Annotated in this window: 15 protein-coding genes; 1 reads left to right on the top strand and 14 read right to left on the bottom strand. The window is 29.5% G+C overall.

Going from position 1 to position 21,750, the window contains the following annotated elements; genetic code table 11:
* Positions 1 to 116 precede the first annotated feature (116 nt).
* From SY27_RS13160 to cysD, 13 genes are all read right to left on the bottom strand, one after another.
* On the bottom strand, positions 117 to 1,289 hold the full coding sequence (locus SY27_RS13160) for a PLP-dependent aspartate aminotransferase family protein (RefSeq protein WP_045971008.1): 1,173 nt from the start codon (positions 1,287 to 1,289) through the stop codon (positions 117 to 119).
* A gap of 2 nt (positions 1,290 to 1,291) precedes the next feature.
* Positions 1,292 to 3,703, bottom strand: coding sequence for a bifunctional aspartate kinase/homoserine dehydrogenase I (thrA, locus tag SY27_RS13155; RefSeq protein WP_045971006.1), 2,412 nt, complete (start codon positions 3,701 to 3,703; stop codon positions 1,292 to 1,294).
* Between the two features lie 4 nt (positions 3,704 to 3,707).
* Positions 3,708 to 4,697, bottom strand: coding sequence for an alpha/beta fold hydrolase (locus SY27_RS13150; RefSeq protein WP_045971177.1), 990 nt, complete (start codon positions 4,695 to 4,697; stop codon positions 3,708 to 3,710).
* A 68-nt stretch (positions 4,698 to 4,765) separates the two neighbouring features.
* Complete coding sequence (locus SY27_RS13145; protein WP_045971004.1) at positions 4,766 to 6,058, bottom strand: O-acetylhomoserine aminocarboxypropyltransferase/cysteine synthase family protein; 1,293 nt, start codon at positions 6,056 to 6,058, stop codon at positions 4,766 to 4,768.
* Between the two features lie 517 nt (positions 6,059 to 6,575).
* Entirely contained in the window at positions 6,576 to 8,030 is a 1,455-nt protein-coding gene (locus SY27_RS13140; protein WP_045971002.1) for a TSUP family transporter, read from the bottom strand.
* A complete protein-coding gene (locus tag SY27_RS13135) occupies positions 8,023 to 8,835 on the bottom strand; it encodes a DUF2490 domain-containing protein (RefSeq protein WP_045971000.1) in 813 nt (270 codons plus the stop codon). Before SY27_RS13135 ends, SY27_RS13140 begins: the two co-directional genes overlap by 8 nt.
* Positions 8,780 to 10,420 (bottom strand): NADPH-dependent assimilatory sulfite reductase hemoprotein subunit, encoded by a 1,641-nt coding sequence (locus SY27_RS13130; RefSeq protein WP_045970998.1) that lies wholly within the window; start codon positions 10,418 to 10,420, stop codon positions 8,780 to 8,782. The genes SY27_RS13135 and SY27_RS13130 overlap by 56 nt, the downstream gene beginning before the upstream one ends.
* Positions 10,421 to 10,473: 53 nt before the next feature.
* A complete protein-coding gene (locus tag SY27_RS13125; protein WP_045970996.1) occupies positions 10,474 to 12,174 on the bottom strand; it encodes a sulfite reductase flavoprotein subunit alpha in 1,701 nt (566 codons plus the stop codon).
* Positions 12,164 to 12,982: a uroporphyrinogen-III C-methyltransferase gene (cobA, locus tag SY27_RS13120; protein WP_045971175.1), complete on the bottom strand. Its 819-nt coding sequence runs from the start codon at positions 12,980 to 12,982 to the stop codon at positions 12,164 to 12,166. The genes SY27_RS13125 and cobA overlap by 11 nt, the downstream gene beginning before the upstream one ends.
* 81 nt (positions 12,983 to 13,063) lie before the next feature.
* The gene (gene cysK / locus SY27_RS13115) at positions 13,064 to 13,975 is read right to left on the bottom strand and encodes a cysteine synthase A (protein ID WP_045970994.1); all 912 of its coding nucleotides are present in this window, start codon (positions 13,973 to 13,975) and stop codon (positions 13,064 to 13,066) included.
* A 26-nt stretch (positions 13,976 to 14,001) separates the two neighbouring features.
* Positions 14,002 to 14,829 carry a serine O-acetyltransferase EpsC gene (gene epsC, locus SY27_RS13110; RefSeq protein WP_045970992.1) on the bottom strand — a complete coding sequence of 276 codons (828 nt, stop codon included), beginning with the start codon at positions 14,827 to 14,829 and terminating at the stop codon, positions 14,002 to 14,004.
* Between the two features lie 21 nt (positions 14,830 to 14,850).
* Positions 14,851 to 16,083: a sulfate adenylyltransferase subunit 1 gene (locus SY27_RS13105; protein WP_045970990.1), complete on the bottom strand. Its 1,233-nt coding sequence runs from the start codon at positions 16,081 to 16,083 to the stop codon at positions 14,851 to 14,853.
* A 52-nt stretch (positions 16,084 to 16,135) separates the two neighbouring features.
* Positions 16,136 to 17,041, bottom strand: a complete 906-nt coding sequence (gene cysD / locus SY27_RS13100; protein ID WP_045970988.1) for a sulfate adenylyltransferase subunit CysD — start codon at positions 17,039 to 17,041, stop codon at positions 16,136 to 16,138.
* A 586-nt stretch (positions 17,042 to 17,627) separates the two neighbouring features.
* Between cysD and metK the strand changes: the two genes are divergently transcribed.
* Positions 17,628 to 18,878, top strand: a complete 1,251-nt coding sequence (gene metK / locus SY27_RS13095; RefSeq protein ID WP_045970986.1) for a methionine adenosyltransferase — start codon at positions 17,628 to 17,630, stop codon at positions 18,876 to 18,878.
* Positions 18,879 to 18,950: 72 nt separating this feature from the next.
* Here the strand turns inward: metK and SY27_RS13090 are convergent, their stop codons facing one another.
* Complete coding sequence (locus SY27_RS13090) at positions 18,951 to 21,653, bottom strand: TonB-dependent receptor (protein WP_045970984.1); 2,703 nt, start codon at positions 21,651 to 21,653, stop codon at positions 18,951 to 18,953.
* Positions 21,654 to 21,750 lie beyond the last annotated feature (97 nt).

Below are 21,750 nucleotides of genomic sequence, written 5' to 3'. Positions count from 1 at the left end.
ATGTAATCATAAAAATATTTTTTTAGAAATATAATCTACTCATATATCGTTAAGCAGCTAAAAAAAGTTTTAAAACTTAAAAAATAAACTTATTATGGTTTATTTTTCTAAAAAACTCAATCAAGAGCTTGTCTTAGATCTTTAATTACGTCTTCAATTGTTTCCAAACCAACAGAAACACGTACTAGTCCATCTGTTATACTTACTGCCAATCTTTCTTCTAAAGATAATTTACTATGCGTTGTTGATGCTGGATGTGTAACAATTGTTCTTGTATCTCCTAAATTTGCTGATAAAGAGCAGAATTTAATTTTATCTAGGAATTGCCTTCCTTTTTCTATTCCTCCTTCTATTTCAAATGCTACTATATTTCCTCCTAATTTCATTTGCTTTTTAGCAACTTCATATTGAGGATGTGATTTTAAAAATGGATACTTTACTTGTTTAACACCTGGATGGGTTTCTAAAAATTGAGCCACTTTTAAAGCATTTTCACAATGTTTTTCTACTCTTATTGCAAGTGTTTCTAAACTTTTTGACAATACCCATGCATTAAATGGTGACATTGCTGGTCCTGTATTTCTAGAAAACAAATAAATCTCTCTTACTAATTGTTCGTTTCCTACTACTACACCACCCAATACTCTTCCTTGTCCGTCTATTAATTTTGTTGCTGAATGAACTACTAAATCTGCTCCAAATTTTATAGGGTTTTGAAGATATGGTGTTGCAAAACAATTATCTATAATTAAAATTAAATTATGCTTTTTAGCAATCTTACCCAGAAGTTCTAAATCAATAATATCAACGGCTGGGTTTGTAGGCGATTCTGCAAATAGAATTTTTGTATTAGGTTGAATATAGCTTTCTATTGTTTCTGGTTTATTGATATCAAAATAACTTGCTGTAATATTCCATTTTGGAAAATACTTAGTAAACAATGTGTGCGTTGATCCAAAAACACTTCCTACTGACACTATATGATCTCCTGCGTTTAACAATGCTGCAAACGTACTATAAACGGCTGCCATTCCTGTTGCAAATGCACATCCGTCATCTGCTCCTTCCATTTGACATATTTTTTCTACAAACTCTGTTGTATTTGGGTTTGAGAATCTACTATAGATATTTCTTACTTTTTCTTCTGTAAAAGAAGCCCTCATATCTTCTGCATCTTCAAAAACGAAGCTAGATGTTAAATATAAAGGCACTGAATGTTCTAAATATTGCGAACGATTTAGTTGAGTACGAATAGCTTGGGTTTCAAAACCAAATTCTGTATTTTCCATAATTAATTTTTTTCTGCTAATCTAAGTATGTCTCCAAAAACACCTCTTGCTGTTACTGATGCTCCTGCTCCTGCTCCTTGAATCACAATAGGTCTTTCTCCATAAGATTCTGTATAAATTTCAAATAGTGAGTCTGATCCTTTTAATTGTCCAAGTGCTGAATTTTCCGAAACAGAAACTAATTTTACTTCTAAAACTCCTTTTTCCTTTTGTAAATCTCCTGATAATTCTCCTATGTAACGCAATACATGGTTTGGTTCTTGATTTTCTTTTATATTTTGATATACACTATTAAACTCATTTATTCTTTCAAAAAATTCATTTTGAGAAATTGTTTGCAAGTGTTCTGGAATTAAATTATCAATTTTAATTTCTTCAAATTCATTTTGTAAATCTAGTTCTCTAGCCAAAATAAGTACTTTTCTTGCCACATCATTTCCGCACAAATCTTCTCTTGGATCTGGCTCTGTATATCCTTTATCTACTGCTTCTTTCAACACTGAACTAAAGTCTTTCTTTTCTTTTGAAAAAGCATTAAACAAATAACTCAATGATCCTGAAAACACTCCTTTAATTTTTGTAATATTTTCTCCTGACAAATGCAATAATTTAATTGTATCGATTAAAGGTAGTCCTGCTCCAACATTTGTTTCATATAGATAATTTTTTTGATTTTTATCTATTGCACTTCTTAATGTTTTATAAAAGTCATAACTCAATGTATTTGCGACTTTATTTGAAGATACTAAGTCAAATCCGTTTTCTATAAGTGCTATATAATTTTCGACAAAATCTTTACTTGCAGTATTATCTATTGCTATTAAATTTTCTAAATTATTTTCTATAGCATATTTAATTACATCTTGAACTTCATACGAAATTCCATTTGTTTCTATTTCAGATTTCCAATTATCACCAATCCCATTATTATTAAACACTATTTTTTTAGAGTTAGCGATTGCAAAAACATTAAGTTCAATTTTTTTACGCTTTTCAATAGCTGAAGCAGAGTTTAAAATTTGATTAATTAATGTTCCTCCTACTAATCCATGTCCGAATACTGCAATATTAATTTTCTTAGAAACTCCAAAAATTTCACCATGAATAACATTTAATGCTCTTTTCAAATCGGTTTTATTAATTACCAAACTTATATTTCTTCCTGTTGTTGTGTTATTAAAAAGTATAGGAACAATTTTATTTTTAATCAGTGCTGTATAAGGTTTATGAAAAGTACTTAAATCTTGACCAATTATAGATATTACCGAAATATTATCATTTGCAGAAATTCTATTTACGTCTTTTGTATAAAAATCATTTTCAAATTCTTTTTCCAATTCGATAAGTGCTTTTGTTGCTTTTTCTGTTTCCACAACTATTCCTATTCCTCTTTCTGAGGAACCTTGAGATATAATACTTACACTTATATTATTATCGCCCATTACTCTAAAAATTCTAGCATCAACTCCTGTTTTTCCTAAAAGTCCACGTCCTTCTAAATTTATAAGTGACACATTATTAAGAATAGAAAGCGACTTAATTCCTTCATCCGTTTGTTCTGCTGTAATAAGCGTTCCTTGATTATCTGGATTAAACGTATTCAATATTCTTAATGGAATATTTTTTTCAACTAATGGAATAATCGTTTTAGCATGTAATATATTAGCTCCAAAATTTGCCAACTCATTTGCTTCATTAAATGATAGTTTTTCAATTTTTCTTGCATTGGTTACAAGTTCTGGATTAGCTGTAAAAATTCCATCAACATGAGTGTAATTTTGAAATTCTTGAGCATCTAAATAGTTTGCTAACAATGAAGCAGTATAATTACTTCCATTTCTTCCTAATGTTGTCGTTTCTCCATTTACTGTTGAAGCGATAAATCCTGTAACAATATTAACTCCTTCTGGCTGATTATTAAAAAAAGTAATTACATTCTTTTTTGATATTGCATCTAATGGTTGTGCATTCCCAAAATTATTGTCTGTTTTTATAAGATTACGTGCATCAACAAAGTTTGCTTTTATGCTTTTTTCATTTAATAAATATGAAAGGTATTTTGCTGATATTAATTCACCTATTGCAATAACTTGATCTTTTATTCTACTACTAAAATCTCCCAATAAACTTACTCCTTCCAATAGTTTATCTAATTGAGAAAATTCATCTGTAAAAATAGTATTTGATAATCCGTTGTTTTGATATATTTTAAACGCTTCTAGTTCTACATTATAATTTACTCCTTTTTGTGCTTTATCAAGCAAATCTATTAATTCATTTGTAGCATTTGATCTAGCTGAAACCACAACCACAACAGCTTCATTACTAAAATATTTTTGTGCAATAATTTGAATTACTTTTTCTAAACCTTCTTTATTTGCAAGAGATTTACCTCCAAATTTTAATATTTTCATTCTTTTAATTATTTATATAAGTTATATTGAATACATTATCCAAAATCTCATTAAGTTGTTTATATTCAATCAAAAAAGCATCGTGCCCATGAATAGAATTTATTTCGTGATACTGTATGTTTTCTTTTAAAAATTTTAGTTTTTCATATGTTTCTCTATCCTCATTTGCTACAAAAAAATAGTCTGTATCGATTGAAATAATATGAATGTTTGATTTTATTTCTTTAATTATTGTTTCTACTTCTTTTCTTCCTCTAGTGATATCATTTGTCTTTAATAAATGATTCATCAGTTTATAAGCTTGTAATTGAAACCTACTTTCTAACTTTTCTCCATGATGATTTAACCAATTTTCAATTTCAAACAATGAGTTACCTGAGTTGATTTTTCTTTTAAATTTATATTTTAATGACTGAGGTGTTCTGTAAATCAACATTGCATGTATTCTAGCGTCATGTATTGGATTTGAAGAATTGTTTAGAATACTATCTTGTACTAAAACATTAGCAATCATCCAGTCAGTTGCTTTCCAATCGGTTGCAATTGGAATAACATTTTTAATTAAATTGGGTTCTATCACTGTCATTTCCCATGCTATTGCTCCTCCTAAACTTCCTCCAATAACTGCAAAAAGAGATTCTATATTTAACTGAAAAACAACTTTCCAAAAAAGTTTTGCCACATCTCTGATTGTATATTCTTTATAATCATTGATAAGGTTTTCACTGTTCCCATCAAAACCATTTCCTGGAATATTTATAGCTAAAATGGTATAATAATCAGTGTCGATTGTTTTACTTTTTCCTATTAAATCATTCCACCACCCTTTTTCACCTATAACATTTGAATTTCCAGTTAACGCATGATTCACAAGAACAACTGGTGCTGTTCCTAATTGTTGTCCAAAAGTTTGAAAAAAAACAGATGTATTATGTCGTACATTTTCATTTTCAAGAATCCAATTTTCAATTACTATTTCTTTTAACTCAGTCATATTTAAAATCATAAAATTCGTTTGGGATTATTTTTAAAATAAAAGAACAGAATCAATTCTTAAAAAAATTAAACAATACTTTCTATCGCAATTGTTTCAAACACGGCTTTTAAATCGGCTTTTAAATCTTCGATATCTTCTAAACCAACTGATAATCTGATTAAATCTTTAGATACTCCTGTTGATAATTGTTCTGTATCTGATAATTGTTGATGAGTAGTACTTGCAGGATGAATAATCAATGATTTTGTATCCCCTATATTTGCCAAAAGAGAAAACAATTTAGTATTGTCGGCTACTTTTTTAGCTGCTTCAAAACCACCTTTAAGTCCGAAAGTAACTATTCCACTTTGTCCTTCTGGCAAATATTCTTTAGCCAAATTATGATATACTGAATCCTCAAGTCCTGGATAATTTACCCAAGCAACTTGCTCTTGATTTTTTAACCACTTTGCTAGAGCCAATGCATTTTCACTATGTTTTTTAATTCTAATAGATAATGTTTCTAAACCTTGTATGGTTTGAAAAGCATTAAACGGACTCAAAGCAGCTCCAAAATCGCGCAGCCCTTCAATACGCACTTTAGCAATATATGATGCAGCTCCTAATACTTCATAATATTTTAGTCCGTGATAACCCGCAGAAGGTTCTGTAAATTCAGGAAATTTACCATTACTCCAATCAAATTTACCAGCATCAATAATAACTCCTCCTAATGAAGTTCCATTACCTGTTATATATTTTGTTAAAGAATGAATTACGATATCAGCACCGTGAGCAATTGGATTTAACAAATATGGAGTAGCAACTGTATTATCTACTATAAAAGGAATTTTATTTGATTTTGCGACAGTTGAAATTGCTTTTAAATCTAGCACATCTAATTTTGGATTACCTAAACTTTCTGCAAAAATCACCCTTGTATTTTCTTTGATTGCATTATCAAAATTTTCTGCTTTTGATGGATCAACAAACGTGGTTGTAATTCCAAGTCTAGGAAGTGTTACGCTTAATAAATTATATGTTCCTCCATATAAACTACTTGATGCTACAATATGATCACCTGCTTTAAGCAATACTAATAAAGCTGTAGAAATTGCTGCTGTTCCAGAAGCTGTAACAACTGCACCTAAACCTCCTTCTAACTGCGCTAATCTTTGCTCTAAGACATCATTTGTAGGATTATTTAATCTTGTATAAATATAACCTGCTTCTGTAAGTCCGAAAAGATTAGCTGCATGATCTGAATTATTAAACACATAAGAAGTTGTTTGATAAATTGGCACTGCTCTAGTTCCTGCATTTGTTGAAACATCGTGTCCGGCATGAAGTGCATTTGTTGAAAATTTTTGTGTACTCATTTTTTTATTTTTTTATTTATTATTATTTTGTGATTTGCGTCCCAAATAAAAAGTCCTTTGGGCAATTTTACCAAAAGGACTGTTTAAATATGGAACATAATTAAAATTAAGTCTTTCGCTTTTGGCAACGGGAAACCATAGTGCACATGCACATCATATTATAAAACATATCCATATTCTTTATTTTCATATTTGTTAATTATTATTAATAAAAATTTATTTTTACTTTTCAAGTACAAAAAAGCCTCCATTTAAAACAGAGGCTTTTGTACTTTTAAATTTAAAAACTATACAATACATTGCCTCTGCGAATTTCTCCACATTATCATCAACATATTACACATTTTAAAACTCATCTTTATCCTTTAAATTATCTCTGCAAAAATAGATTGTTTTTCTAATATAAAAAAATAAATAGATTATTTTTCTAAATTTTGTTATATTAAATAATTTTAAATGAAAAAAAATCTAAAATAACAATGATAAACAATTTTTAATTCTAACAGATTAACATTCTTTAAATTATCTTAACGAACACCCTTATACTAAACACTATAACCAAGAAAGCAACCAATATTAACGCTGCTTTTTTAGGCAATTTCCCTGCTAATCTTGCTGCAATAGGAGCTGCAACAATTCCTCCGAGAATTAGTCCTAAAATAATATACCAATGACTAACTCCCAATGATGTAAAAAATACAATTGAAGCAGACATTGTTACAAAAAATTCAGCTAAACTAACTGTTCCAATGACATATTTTGACTTTCTCCCTTTTGCTAATAATGTAGATGTCACAATAGGTCCCCAACCTCCTCCACCGAAAGCATCCATAAAACCACCTGAAAATCCTAAAAATCCTAAAAATTTTATTTTTTTCTTCAATTGAATTTTTTTAAAAGCCAAGACTAATAATCGAATTCCAATAATAAAAGTATAAGATGAAAGAACTACATAAGCTATTTGTTCGTATTCATTTCCTAAATATATAAGCAAATACGCTCCTAGAACAGCTCCTAAAATTCCAAAAATAGCTAACCAAACAAGCATTTTCTTATTTACATTACCGAATTTATAATGTGAATATCCACTTATTGCACTGGAAAACATTTCCGCTGTGTGAATACTACCACTTATTGCTGGCAATTTAACCCCAAGAAGCATCATACTCGTTGCACAAGTTACACCATAACCTAATCCAACAGCTCCATCTATTAATTGGGCAATAAAACCTATTAAAAGCATATAATAAAACTCATTTGGGATATAATTTAATCCTTCTTTAAAAGACGAAAAAGACACATATGTAGACAATCCGAAACCAACAAAAAACATAAGAAAAGACAGTGCTAATGTGAACACTAATCTTTTGTATTTTTTCTGACCACCTTCTTTTTTAACACCTTCAAATCCTTGTGTTAATTTATTCAAATCGTTTAACTTTTCTTGAAAACTCCCTTTATGATTTGCTCTAAACTTATTTAAACTTTCCACACTATTTTCAATATCATCAGGAATTATTTCTGTAAAATATTCTCTCATTCTACGAGCTAGAACTGGCGACTTTCCATTAGTTGAAATTGCTATCTTAACACTTCCTTTATTCACAATTGAACCTAAATAAAAATCACACAAAGCAGGTTGATCAGCTGCATTAACTTTTATTCCTCTTTCTTTTGCTAAGTTTCTAACTTCCAAATTCACTTCTGAACTATCTGTTCCAATAATTACAAAATCTATATCATTAAGATCATCCTTCTCAAAAGGTCGTTCAAATGATTTAATATTAGAATGTTTTTCTATAACTGCTTTCAATTTTGGATATATAATAGTTCCCACTATAGTTATAGCAATATTAGAATTTTGCCTCAATAATGTTTCTGTTTTTTCTAAACCTACGTTTCCACCACCTACTATTAAAAAATGAGCCGTTTCAGTTTTAAGAAATACTGGAAATAATGTATTATTACTCATGTTTATTATTTTTAAAAGAAAGTTTATGAAACAATGAAAACCTAACAATATCTCTATTATAAAAATCAACACTTGACGATTGTTGTTGAAACCAATTCATATATCCAATTTCTACTGAAATTGACGGATTAATAACATAATTCAATCCTAAATAAATTCTATTCTGATCAAATGTGTTTTTCACAATTTTTTTCCCAACGTTTAGCATTACTTCGTCCTTTATTTTTAAAATAACTTTATCTGATTTTTCTTTTTCAAATAGTAAAAAATCTAAACCTAACTGATATCTAAATCTGAAATTAGAAAACTTATACTCATTTGTTCTATGATCATCTTTTAGAACATTAAAGAATCGTGCTTCTAGTTTATACCTTTGTAAAATTGTAAAAAATGAAACTTTTTGCTTATTGCTAATTCCAACATCTGGTCTTAATTCGGGAATTACTTGTTTACTTTCTGAATTTGGATTATGTGAACTTTGCAAAAAAAATGTAAGTCCAACAGATGAATTCCATTTATCTATTAATTTTCTTTCTAGATTAGTTCTAAAAACCAATTGATGTTGGGCTGTTGGTTTTACAAATTGCCTTTCTTGTATTTCACTTTTTAAATTCCAGTTATCATTTATGTTTAAAATATTATAATATCCGTACCAAATTAATTGCTGTTTTGTTATATTTTTTTGAGCTTGAACTGCTTTTTGGGAAAGTAAAAGCATGAGTATTACTTTCCCAATTAGTTTTATTTTTTTAAAGAATTGCTCTAAATGCAAAATCCCCAAAGGTTTCGCCTTGATTTCTTTCATTTACGTATCTCCCTAACAATGAGTCTACTTCTTCTAAAATCTGAGACTCTGTCTGCTTTTCTTTGTATAATTTATTCAATCGTTCGCCATATCTATCTCCTCCTAACATAAAATTATACTGTTCTGGTCCTGTCCCAATGAATCCTAATTCAGACACATACGGCCTTCCACATCCATTAGGACAACCTGTCATACGAATAGTAATTTCATCATTTTGTAAATTATATTTTTCTAAAATAGGTTCTATTTTTGTAACCAAAACAGGCAAGTATCTTTGTGCTTCTGCTAATGCTAATGGACATGTAGGCAAAGCAACACAAGCCATGGAGTTCTTTCTTAAAACACTATCTTCTTTTGCAATATTAAATTGCGTAATTAATTGCTCAATTTTGACTTTATTTTCATTTGAGATTTCTCCTAAAATTAGATTTTGATTCCCAGAAAATATAAAATTAGACACATTCAATTTTGCTACTTCATATAAAAATTCTTTCTGATATGGTTTAATTACACCATGTTCTACAAAAAGAGTATAGAACCATTTTCCTTCATGATTTTGTTCCCATCCGAAACGATCTGAGCGTTCTGTAAATTCAAATGGTTTTTCTGGAGCTAATTTAAATCCGATTCTTTTTTCCAACTCTTCTTTAAATCCTTCTACAGTTAATTTATCAACTGTGTATTTCAAACGAGATAATTTTCTATCTACACGATTACCAAAATCTCTTTGAACTGTTAAAATCTCATAAACCGCTTTTAATGTTTTTTCTTCCGTATCAGTAAATCCAATAATACTTCCTAATCTTGAATATGTATTTGGATTTCCGTGTGTTGTTGCCAAACCACCTCCTATAGCAATATTAAATCCTTTTAGCTCATTGTTTTCTACGATTGCAATTAAACCAATATCATTTGTAAAAACATCCACATCATTACTAGGAGGAATAGCAATTGCTATTTTAAATTTTCTTGGCAAATATCTATCTTCATATAATGGATCTGCTTCAGATGAACGTTCATATATTTTTTCACCATCAATAAAAACATCATAATATGATTGTGTTTTAGGCAACAACAAAGTCGAAATTTTGTCAGCATATTCATAAATTTCTTTATGTAACGGTGATAATTGCGGATGAGAACTTGCAATAACATTACGATTCACATCTCCACAAGCTGCTATTGAATCTAATTTTGCAACATTAAAAGCTTGAATAGTTGGTCGTAATTGATGTTTTAAAAGCCCATGTAATTGTAACGTTTGACGCGTCGTTATTTTCAATGTTCCTGTTCCGTATTCTTCGGAAATATCATGAGTTGCAATCCATTGTTCTGCATTAATAACACCTCCAGGAATTCTTAAGCGAATCATGAAAGAGTATAATTTATCTAATTTTTTCGCTGCTCTTTCTGCTCTACGATCTCTATCGTCTTGAACATACATTCCATGAAACTTCACTAATGTTTCATCATCTGGACGAACATTTCCTGTGTGATTATCTAAATCAATACTTTCTTTTAACGTACCTCTAAGTCCGTCACTTTTTGTTTTTATAGCTTCTATTGGTGACAATTTTTCGCTCATTTTGTTCTATTTTAAGTTTATTTTTTTTGGTCTTATTGAATCTTAAACCAATATTAATACACGTCTTTTTGATATTTTCCAGCAACTTCTAAGTCCTCCAAAACTTGTTTTGCTTCTTCTAATGATATATTTCTTTCCTGAACTAAAACATCAAGAATAGCATTTTCAACATCAGTACTCATTGGATTTTTTTGTCCACAGATATACAAACTTGCTCCATTTTCAAGCCATTTATTGAATTCATTTGCTTTTTCACGAATACGATCTTGTACATAAATTTTCTTTTCTTGATCTCTTGAGAACGCAGTATCTAATTTTGTCAAGACTCCTGTAGTAATCCATTCCTGAATTTCAGTTTGGTAATAAAAATCTAAGACAAAATGTTGCTCACCAAAAAACAACCAATTCTTTCCTTCTGCTCCAGTAGCATCTCTGTGCGCAATAAAACTTCTAAATGGAGCAATTCCTGTTCCTGGACCAATCATGATTATGTCTGTTTCTTCGCTTGGTAATCTAAAATTCTGATTTTTATGGATGTAAAAATCTATCTCTGTATTAATAGGATAATCTGCTAAAAACTGAGATGCCAATCCTGTTTTAAGAACTTCACCAATTTTAAATTTATTAAGATTTACGGTTAAATGTACTTCTCCATCGTGAGCTTCGGCCGATGATGATATTGAATACAATCGTGGAGCAATCGGTAATAAAACTGATATTAAATCTTCTATTTTTATTGATTTTGCATTAGGATATTGTTTTAAAACATCAATTAAATCTGCTTTTTCAAACTTAATATCTTCTTTTAAAAGTACCGACAATTGTTCTATAGAACGTTTACTTAATCCTTTTATATTTCTTTCTAAAAACCAGTTTTCAACAGTATTCTTTTGATCTTTTACTGTGATTTCTGTAGAAGAATTAAGTTCAAAATAATCTATTATAAACTGAACATCATTTTTACTGTTTTTTGGAATAATTCCAAGAGCATCACCTGGTTCATAATTAATTTCATCTTCAGATGACAACTCTATATGATATGTTTCTTTTTTAGAACCTACATCATTCAGGATAATTTTAGTACTTATTATTCCTTTGTAATTTTTTTTATGTTCGGTTGTGTCGCCTTTTACAACAGAAGCAACGTTAGTAGCCACAACTTCTTTCTTAAAGACAGATTGTAACTCTTTTTCCCAAACTAGAACATCTGGAGCAAAATCTACATCTGCTTTCACTAAAGGCAATAACCTTTTTGCTCCTTTTTGAGACAATACCTCATCGAGTAATACTCCTGCATTACAAAAAAGAGGATAAGAAGAATCTCCTAATCCAAAAACGGCATAAGATGTTCCACTCAAATCTAATGAAGTACTTTTTATATATTCATAAAATTCAACTGCATTTTGCGGAAACTCACCTTCTCCTTGTGTACTCATCACAAATAAAACTAAGCTTTCCTTTTCTAATTTAGCTTTGTCATATTGAAACACATCGATCGATTTAGCTTGTATTTTATTTTTCTTAAAAGCAGCTAATAACTGAGAGGCTATTTTTTTAGAATTACCTGTTTCTGTACCATAAATAATTAAAGGTTTGACTGCAACACTTTCAAGAACAGGAATTACAGGAGCTTGCGTTCCTATAAGATTCTTGTCTAAATATCCTGCTAAATATCCTTTTGTCCAGATAATCTCTTCTTTAGATGCACTTTGCACCAATTGTTGTAATAAGTTTAGTTTAGTATCAGATAGCATTTTGAAATAATATTTTATGATTATCGAAATAGGATTCTGTATTGTTTTTTTCAGAAAACCAAGCAAATTTTTGATGTAGGTTTACCACATTTCCTACAATTAATAAAGTAGGTACATATTCAAATTCGGGAAGTTCTTTCGTTTTCAATTCTTCAAATGAAAAAACTGTTGTTCTTTGATCTGGTGTTGTTGCTTGTTGCACAATTGCGATTCCTTTATTTTTATCAATTCCATTATTTAACAATTGATTTGATAGAGAGTTCAAGCGTTGTCCACTCATGTAAAAAACAAGCGTATCTTCTGTATTTGCCCAGTCTTTCCATTGTTCGTTTTTTACATTTTTAAGATCATACAATGTTAAAAAGCGTACACCTCTTGAGTATTCTCTAGCAGTCAAAGGAATTCCTGTATAAGCCGCAGCACCAAAAGCCGCAGAAACACCAGGAACTATTTCATAAGGAATACCATTTTCAACTAGCACATTTAACTCATCCAATACATTAGAAAATAGCGACACATCACCTCCTTTTAATCTTAAAACCAATTTCCCTAATTGGGCAAACTCAACCATTAAATCATTAATATCTTTTTGTGGTGTATGAATTCCTTTTGAACATTGCTTTCCTACATAAATTACTTCTGCATCTTTTCTTGCGTACTCGTCAACTAAAACAGGAGAAACAAGTCTATCTGTTAAAACCACATCAGCAATTTGAAGATATTTTAATGCTTTTAAACTGATTAAATCAGGGTCACCAGGACCAGCACCAGCCAATATCACCTTTCCTTTATTTGAAATTTGTATCATATTTTCATTAGAATATAATTCTATTACTCTATAGAACAAGTAGAGTAAATAGCACTATAAAATTTAAATTATTAATTTATTTTAGAACAATCCTTCTACTGAAAGGTATCGCTCACCTGTATCATAGTTAAATGTTAAAATAATAGCATTATCTGGTAATGATTCTATTTTTTTAGCCACCGCTGCCAAAGAAGCTCCTGTAGATATTCCTGCTAAAATCCCTTCTTTTAGGGCAATATTTTTCGCGAATTCAAAAGCATCTTCTTTTGTTACTTGAATAACTTCATCAATAAGATTAGCATCATAATTTCTTGGGACAAACCCAGCTCCAATTCCTTGCAATGGATGTGGTCCTGAAGCACCTCCACTTAAAACAGGAGACAATTCTGGCTCAACTGCAATTACTTTTAAATTTGGAAATTTTTGTTTTAAAACCGAAGCTACCCCAGTTATATGGCCACCTGTTCCAACCCCTGTAATAATATAATCTAATCCTTCTGGAAAATCTTGAATAATTTCTACCGCTGTTGTTGTTTTATGTGCTTCAACATTTGCTGGGTTTTCAAATTGCTGAGGAGACCAAGCGTTAGGTATTTCTTTTACCAATTCATTTGCTCTTTCAATAGCTCCTTTCATTCCTTTTTCACGAGGAGTTAATTCAAATTCAGCTCCATAAATTTCCATTAACTTTCGTCTTTCAATACTCATGGATTCTGGCATAACTAGAATTACTCTATATCCTTTTACCGCAGCCACTAGAGCTAATCCGATTCCTGTATTTCCAGAAGTAGGCTCAATAATAACACTATTTTCATTCAACAACCCTTTTGCTTCTGCATCTTCAATCATTCCTAATGCAATACGATCTTTTATACTGTTTCCAGGATTAGTTCTTTCTAACTTTATCCAAACATTTTTATTTTCACCATATAATCTATTAATCTTTACTACTGGTGTGTTTCCAATGGTTTGCAAAACATTTTCTACTCTCATAATTATTTATTTTTATTTTTACTTATTTATATACTAAAATTAATAGGCTCTGGAAATTGATTTTTTGATTTTATAACAATTTCACTTTTATGGAATACTAATGATTGAGAAGGTATTGATTCTGTTATCCAAACATTCCCGCCAATAATTGCTCCTTTTCCAATTGTTGTTTTTCCTCCTAAAATTGTTGCATTTGCATAAACAACCACTTTATCTTCAATAGTAGGATGCCTTTTCTCCTTTGCTTTATCTTTACTTACACTTAAAGCTCCTAATGTTACTCCTTGATAAATTTTCACATCATCTCCTATTACTGTTGTTTCACCTATAACAACTCCTGTTCCATGATCTATAAAAAATCTTTTTCCTATTGAAGCTGCTGGATGAATATCTATTCCTGTTTTACTGTGTGCATATTCCGAAAAAGACCTAGGCAATATTGGAATTTCTTTTTTCCAAAGTAGGTTTGCAATACGATAAATTACGATTGCAAAAAAACCAGGATAAGTTAAAAGAACTTCATCTTTTGATTTTGCTGCTGGATCAAATTCAAAAACAACTTTTAAGTCTGATAAAAAAGTTTCATGCAAAACAATTACATCTTCAAAAAAATCAGTCGCAGTGGATACAGCTTCCGTTGAAGATAATCCGACTTGTGTTAAAAATTGTGTCATTTTTTCTTCTAACTCAACTTTTTGCCTTTTAAAAAAAGCATACTCCTTATATTCTTCGTTGATGCAAAAAATCCAAGAAAAAAAACTTTCTATCCAATATTCCACTTCTTTTTTATCAAAACATATTCTTGTTTGTAAAAAATTAGATTTGTATAATAATTTTATTCTATCATTTTCCATTTAATCTTTATTTCTCAATTTTTACAGAAACATTAAAGCTCCAACAGTATTAAAACTTGTTTCATCTATTAAAATCGCATTTCCTGATTTTGGATTATCTGTGAATGAATCATAGAACAAAGGTTGATTTGTTTTTATGGTTATTTGAGCTATATCATTCAGTTTTACCTCATCTGCACTAACAAATTCCCAATCATTTACATTCCATTTTTGATTAATCGATTGAATTTTAACTCTAACATTTTTAAAACGATGTTGTAAAATATACGTTTTTCCTATTTGAAGAGATGTATCATCTAGCCATGAAATCCAAGTATTAATTTGATTAGACTCAATTGGAGTTTCATCAACTTTTACGATAGTATCTCCTCTACTAATATCTATATTGTTTTCAAAATGAAGCACTACATTTTCTCCTGCTGAAGCTTTTTCAACAACATTGTTGTTTTTTTCAATATTTACGATTGTTGTTTGAATATTTGCAGGCAAAATTGAAACTTTATCTCCTATTTGGTAAACACCACTCAATACTAAACCAGCATAACCTCGATAATCATGATACACTTCATCTTTTGGTCTAATTACCCATTGTACTTGAAAGCGAGAAACTAAATTTTCTGTTGAATTTATTTGAACTTCTTCTAAAGTTTCTAAAAGAGATTTCCCATCATACCAAGGTGTTTCATTTGATTTAACAACAACATTATCTCCTGCCAAAGCACTAACTGGAATATAATCTATTTCATTATAATTTAACTGTTCTTTTATAATTTCAAAATCAGACTTAATTTGATTAAAAACAGTTTCCGAATAGTTAACCAAATCAATTTTATTTATAGCTAAGATAGCCTTTTGAATTCCCATTAAAGAACCAATACTAGCATGACGTTTTGTTTGTTCTGTAATTCCTTTTCTTGCATCAATTAAAATAATAATCAAATCAGAATTTGAAGCACCTGTTATCATGTTTCTAGTGTATTGTTCATGTCCAGGCGCATCGGCAATAATAAATTTTCTCTTCTTGGTTGAGAAATATTTATATGCAACATCAATTGTAATCCCTTGTTCTCTTTCTGCTCTCAGTCCGTCTGTTATTAATGACAAATCAATATCAACACCTTCTTGTTTTGTTTGTTTTTGTAAAACACCCAATTGGTCTGTATGAATACTATCTGAATCATACAATAGACGCCCTATTAATGTACTTTTCCCATCATCTACATTTCCTGCTGTAATAAATCGTAATGTGTTCATTTATATACTTTTTTTAAAAGTTTACTAACTTTAATTTTTACTTCCTTTTCTTTTAAAAATACCCTTGTTTTTTACGATCTTCCATTGCAGCTTCTGAAAGTTGATCGTCTAATCTGGTTTCTCCTCTTTCACTTAAACGTGTTTTAACAATGTCATCTATTATATCTTGTATTGTTTCTGCTTTTGAAGGCACAGCAGCCGTACATGTCATATCTCCTACTGTTCTATATCTTACATTTTCCACTACTACCGTATCTCCTTCAAGCGGCTGAATAAACTGTGATGTTGCTACTAGTCTATCTTGATACACAATACATTCTCTTTCATGAGCGAAATATAAGTTAGGTAACTCAATATTATATTTTTGAATATAATTCCAAACATCTAATTCTGTCCAATTACTAATTGGAAAGACACGAACATTATTTCCTTTTTGGATTTTACCATTAAGAATGTTCCATAATTCTGGTCGTTGTAGTTTTGGATCCCATTGTCCAAAATCATCTCTTACAGAAAAAATACGTTCTTTAGCTCTTGCTTTTTCTTCGTCTCTTCTTGCTCCTCCAATACATGCATCAAAATTATTATCTTGAATAGCATCTAAAAGTGCATACGTTTGTAAAGAATTTCTAGACGGGAACCTTCCTTGTGTTTCTTTCAAATTATACTTTTTAATACTATCTTCTACAGATGCAACTATTAATTTTTCTCCAATTTTATTTACTAGATAATCTCTAAAAGCAATAGCTTCAGGAAAATTGTGTCCAGTATCTATATGCACTAAAGGAAATGGAAATTTTCCAGGACGGAATGCTTTCAATGCTAAATGAACCAATACTATTGAATCTTTTCCTCCTGAAAATAGTAATGCAGGATTTTCAAACTGTGCAGCCGTTTCTCGAAGTATGTAAATTGCTTCACTTTCTAATTGTTCTAAATAATTACTATTGTTTGTCATTTCTTTATCTAAATATTATTTTATTAATCAGTGTAAATGAGAGTTATAAAAAAAGCCTCCACAAAATGCAGAGGCTTCAATTGGCTATTTTAAATAATTAACTTTTAGGCAATAGAATGTCTCTGCGGATATTTCCACATCATACAACACATATTGCAAAAAAATATTTCCATTGTTCTTTATTTACGGAGCAAATTTAGAATTATTTTCTTTATAAAAAAAATAAATAGATTAATTTTCTAAACTTTGTTAAAAATAATACTAAAAAAAGAATTTAAAACAAATATCCAGGCTAAATTTAGAATTATTTTTTACAAAACTACTTTTTTTTAGATTCTAAAAATAAAATTTAAATTAAATTAAAAAAACACTTGATATTCAATTCGATTACTTAAATTTGCACTCTATAATAAGAGGAGAAATTTGAACTGATTGCAACCTCTATTCTTTGCTTAACCAAGAATTTAATAAATTCTATATTGTATTAAGATAAGGAATAAAAAATGCTAAAGCAGTACAATTACTACTACTTTAGATTTTCTGCAATTTAATTTTTCTTCATTTAATTTTAAAAAATATATAGAATATGGCTTATTTATTTACGTCAGAATCTGTGAGTGAAGGACATCCAGATAAAATAGCTGACCAGATTAGTGATGCATTAATTGACAACTTTTTAGCATTTGATTCAGAATCTAAAGTAGCTTGCGAAACTCTTGTAACTACAGGACAAGTAATTTTAGCTGGTGAAGTAAAATCAAAAATTTACTTAGATGTTCAACAAATTGCGCGAGATGTAATTAAAAAAATTGGTTACACAAAAAGCGAATATATGTTTGAAGCTAATTCTTGTGGAATTTTATCGGCAATACACGAGCAATCGGCAGATATTAATCAAGGAGTTGACAGAGCTACAAAAGAAGAACAAGGAGCAGGTGACCAAGGAATGATGTTTGGTTATGCAACTAATGAAACTGCTGAATACATGCCTTTAGCACTTAAGCTTTCACATGAAATTCTTCAAACTCTAGCAGAATTAAGAAGAGAAAATAATGAAATTACTTATTTAAGACCAGATGCTAAATCTCAGGTTACATTAGAATATAACAACGAAAACAAACCTGTTCGTATTGATGCTATTGTGGTATCTACACAACATGATGAATTTGCTGATGAACCAACAATGCTTGCAAAAATTAAGAAAGATATTATTGAAATTTTAATTCCAAGAGTCATTGCAAAAAATTCTCAGTATGCACATCTATTTAATGATGCTATTAAATATCACATTAATCCAACAGGAAAATTTGTAATAGGTGGACCTCATGGAGATAGTGGATTAACAGGTAGAAAAATTATTGTAGACACTTACGGAGGAAAAGGTGCTCATGGTGGCGGTGCTTTCTCTGGAAAAGACCCAAGCAAGGTTGACCGATCTGCTGCTTATGCAACAAGACATATTGCTAAAAACTTAGTAGCTGCTGGTGTTGCTGAAGAAATTTTAGTACAAGTTTCTTACGCAATTGGTGTTGCTGAGCCAACAAATGTATATGTAAACACTTATGGCACAAGCAAATTATCGTTATCAGACGGTGAAATTGCTAAAAAAGTAGCTGAAATTTTCGATATGCGTCCTTACTTCATTGAGCAACGTCTAAAATTAAGAAATCCTATTTATAGTGAAACAGCAGCTTATGGCCACATGGGAAGAACTCCTCAAGTTGTTACTAAAACTTTTAAATCGCCAAATGGTGAAGAAAAAACAGTTGAAGTTGAATTATTTACTTGGGAAAAACTAGATTTTGTAGACAAAGTAAAAAGTGCTTTTAACATCTAATTTTTAGAGAAATATATAACACACAAAAGACCTGCAATTGCAGGTCTTTTTTTTATCTATATAGATTAATAGCTATAAATTATACTTCATACTCAATATTATATATCTTGGCTGAACAATATAACTTGAAAAACTATTTGTACCTCCTAATTGATTGAAACTATTACTATTTAGAGCTTTTGTATTTAATAAATTTGTTCCTGAAAGTTTCCATTCAACTTTACTATCTTTTTTTTGATAAGTTAAACTTGAAGACAAGAAATCATATTCTGTATCTATTGTTTTTGCTCTATTTCTATTATGATAAAAACTATATTCTGAAACAAAAGAAAAAGCATTCAAAAAATAATATTCTAATTCTACTGAGGGATTATCTGTGTAAAAAACGCTACTTGAATTATCATTTATACCGTACGTGTATTGTAAACTTATATTTGGTATCTTTTTATAATTTGTAGAGAAGCGTACATTATAATTTTGAGAAAATGATTCTGTTGTTTGAACTTTTTCTTCTGTTGAAGACAACACTCTAATATTATTAAATTTACTCCAGTTTAAATTAAATCCTGCTGAAGCTTTATAATATTTTGCAAAAGACCTTCCATAATTTGCAGATCCTGAAAATGTTTCATCTGCAAAATTAGAATCTATATTTACTGAAGATGTTACTTGATTTGCACTTGTAAGCAATGCTTTATTTTTAATTGCATCTACCTGTCTTGTATATGATATATTTGCAAATATATTTTCAAAATTAAACATATTGTATTTGAAATAGCGAAGACTATGCACTTGTGATAGTGAGTTTTCTAAAAGACGGTTTCCGCTAAATAAATTATTATAGTTAGAAAAAACTAACCCTTCTGCAAGCTTCACAATGTCTGTAAAATTATTTGACAATGAAAAATTATACGTTAAGTTTTCTGATTTTTTAATTTGATACTGCGCATAAAAATCGGGTAAAAATCGATTAAAACTTTGTTTATTTTGACCTCCTAATTGAATATCTTTTGTATTATAATTATGTACACTAAACCCTGGATTAAAAGTAAATTTTCCTGTTATAAATTTATAATGAAGTCCTAAAAAAACATCATTAAACGCATAACTTACATCATTATTACTTTCTTCCGAATTTAAATCGTTTACTGCTTGATTATCTAAAACTTGAAAAATATGCGAATCAAAATTCTGATATGAATATGTATTTCCAACTGTTACGTTTATATTGCTTTTTGGTGTAAGCATATAATAATAATCAAACTTAATGTCTGTTTTATTTGTTTTCACAAAACGCTTTTGAGAAACATCGTCACGTACTTGCATGGTATTGTATTCTGACCCTAAATTAAATGCCAAGTTTTGCAAATTTGCATTATAAAAAGGATCTTCTTGTTGATACAAATGCTGAGTTTCAAATGCAAAAACATTCTTGTCATCAAGTGTATAGTAGTAATTTAAATTTTGATTTATACTGAATGGTTTTTGTTTTTTATTTGTATAAATATCTCCTAACTCGGTTGAAGTTACACTTTGATTCTCTTTTTGATTAGAAAACTTCACAATTGCATCATAATCAAAATGTGTTTTTGCAGAAGGAATATAACTAGAACTTAATTTAAAAATTCCTAAATCGCTTTTTTGTCTTGAAATATCTTCTTTTTCTTCCACACTATTTGCAGAAGCTCCTTCTGGCAAATCATTTACAGAATTTGTTTGTACATCTGTTTTATTTCCTAAAAAAATTCCAAAACCACTTAGAGTCCAAGATTTTGAAGGATTATAACTAAAATTAGCTGCTCCAAATTTAGTATCAATATTTGCTGCTTGATTATTTCTTAATCCTAAAATTCCTAAATCATTTGAAGAAACATTAAAACTAGAACCTCCTTTTCTCATCATACTTCTAAATCCACCTGTAAATTTAAAATAATCGCGCATTGTAAGAGGAAGTTCTCCAATATTATTAATGTTACCAATAACATTTATACTATATTTTGGACTATAATAAAACAATTTTGGGTTTACAATATATCTATCTTCTTTATGCCCAACTCCAATTCCTGCTGTGAAATCGCCAAACCAAAAATTCTTTTTGCCTTCTTTTAGCTTAATATTTATAGCAATATTTTCGTCATTATTTTCAAGTCCTTTTAAATTAGACACTTCATTGTAATTTCTTAATACTTGAATTTTATCTAATGCATCTGCTGGAATATTCTTTGTAGCAATTTTTGTATCTCCATCAAAAAAATCCTTTCCTTCAACCATTACTTTCTGAACTGTTTTCCCTTCCACTTGAATTTCTCCATCTTTATTTACTTCTACTCCTGGCAATTTTTTCAAAACATCTTCTAATTTACGTTCTGTTCCATTTGTAAAAGAATCAGAATTATAAATAATCGTATCGCCTGATATGGAAACTGGCATTTCATATACTACTTCCACATCATTTAACTGCACACCTTGAGCCATTGAAATATCATAAGTCATATTACTGGATGTTGTTGAGACATTTTTTTCAAAAGACTGAAAACCAATATAGCTTGCTTTTATTTTATACGATGTATTCGTTTTTAAGTTTAAAATAAATTTACCATTTTCATTAGTAATTGCATAAGCATCCATAGCTTTTGTATCGTTGTTAATAGCCATAACATTTGCCATTTCCAATCCAAGTCCTGTACTATCTTTAACAATACCTTCAAAGCGGATATTTTGAGAAAAACCTATTGAAGTAATAAGTAAAAAGGCAATTATAAGATTATTATTCATTTTTATAGTATTCGTTTATCATATAAGAAGAAGTCGAGAATTATATTATTTTGTTACATCATAAAACCTATTTTAGTTAGACAATTACAAACTAATA

Source organism: Flavobacterium sp. 316 (assembly GCF_000967805.1).
GTDB lineage: Bacteria > Bacteroidota > Bacteroidia > Flavobacteriales > Flavobacteriaceae > Flavobacterium > Flavobacterium sediminilitoris.
Note: the sequence above shows the minus strand (reverse complement) of the source record. Positions and strands in the feature narration are given on the sequence as shown.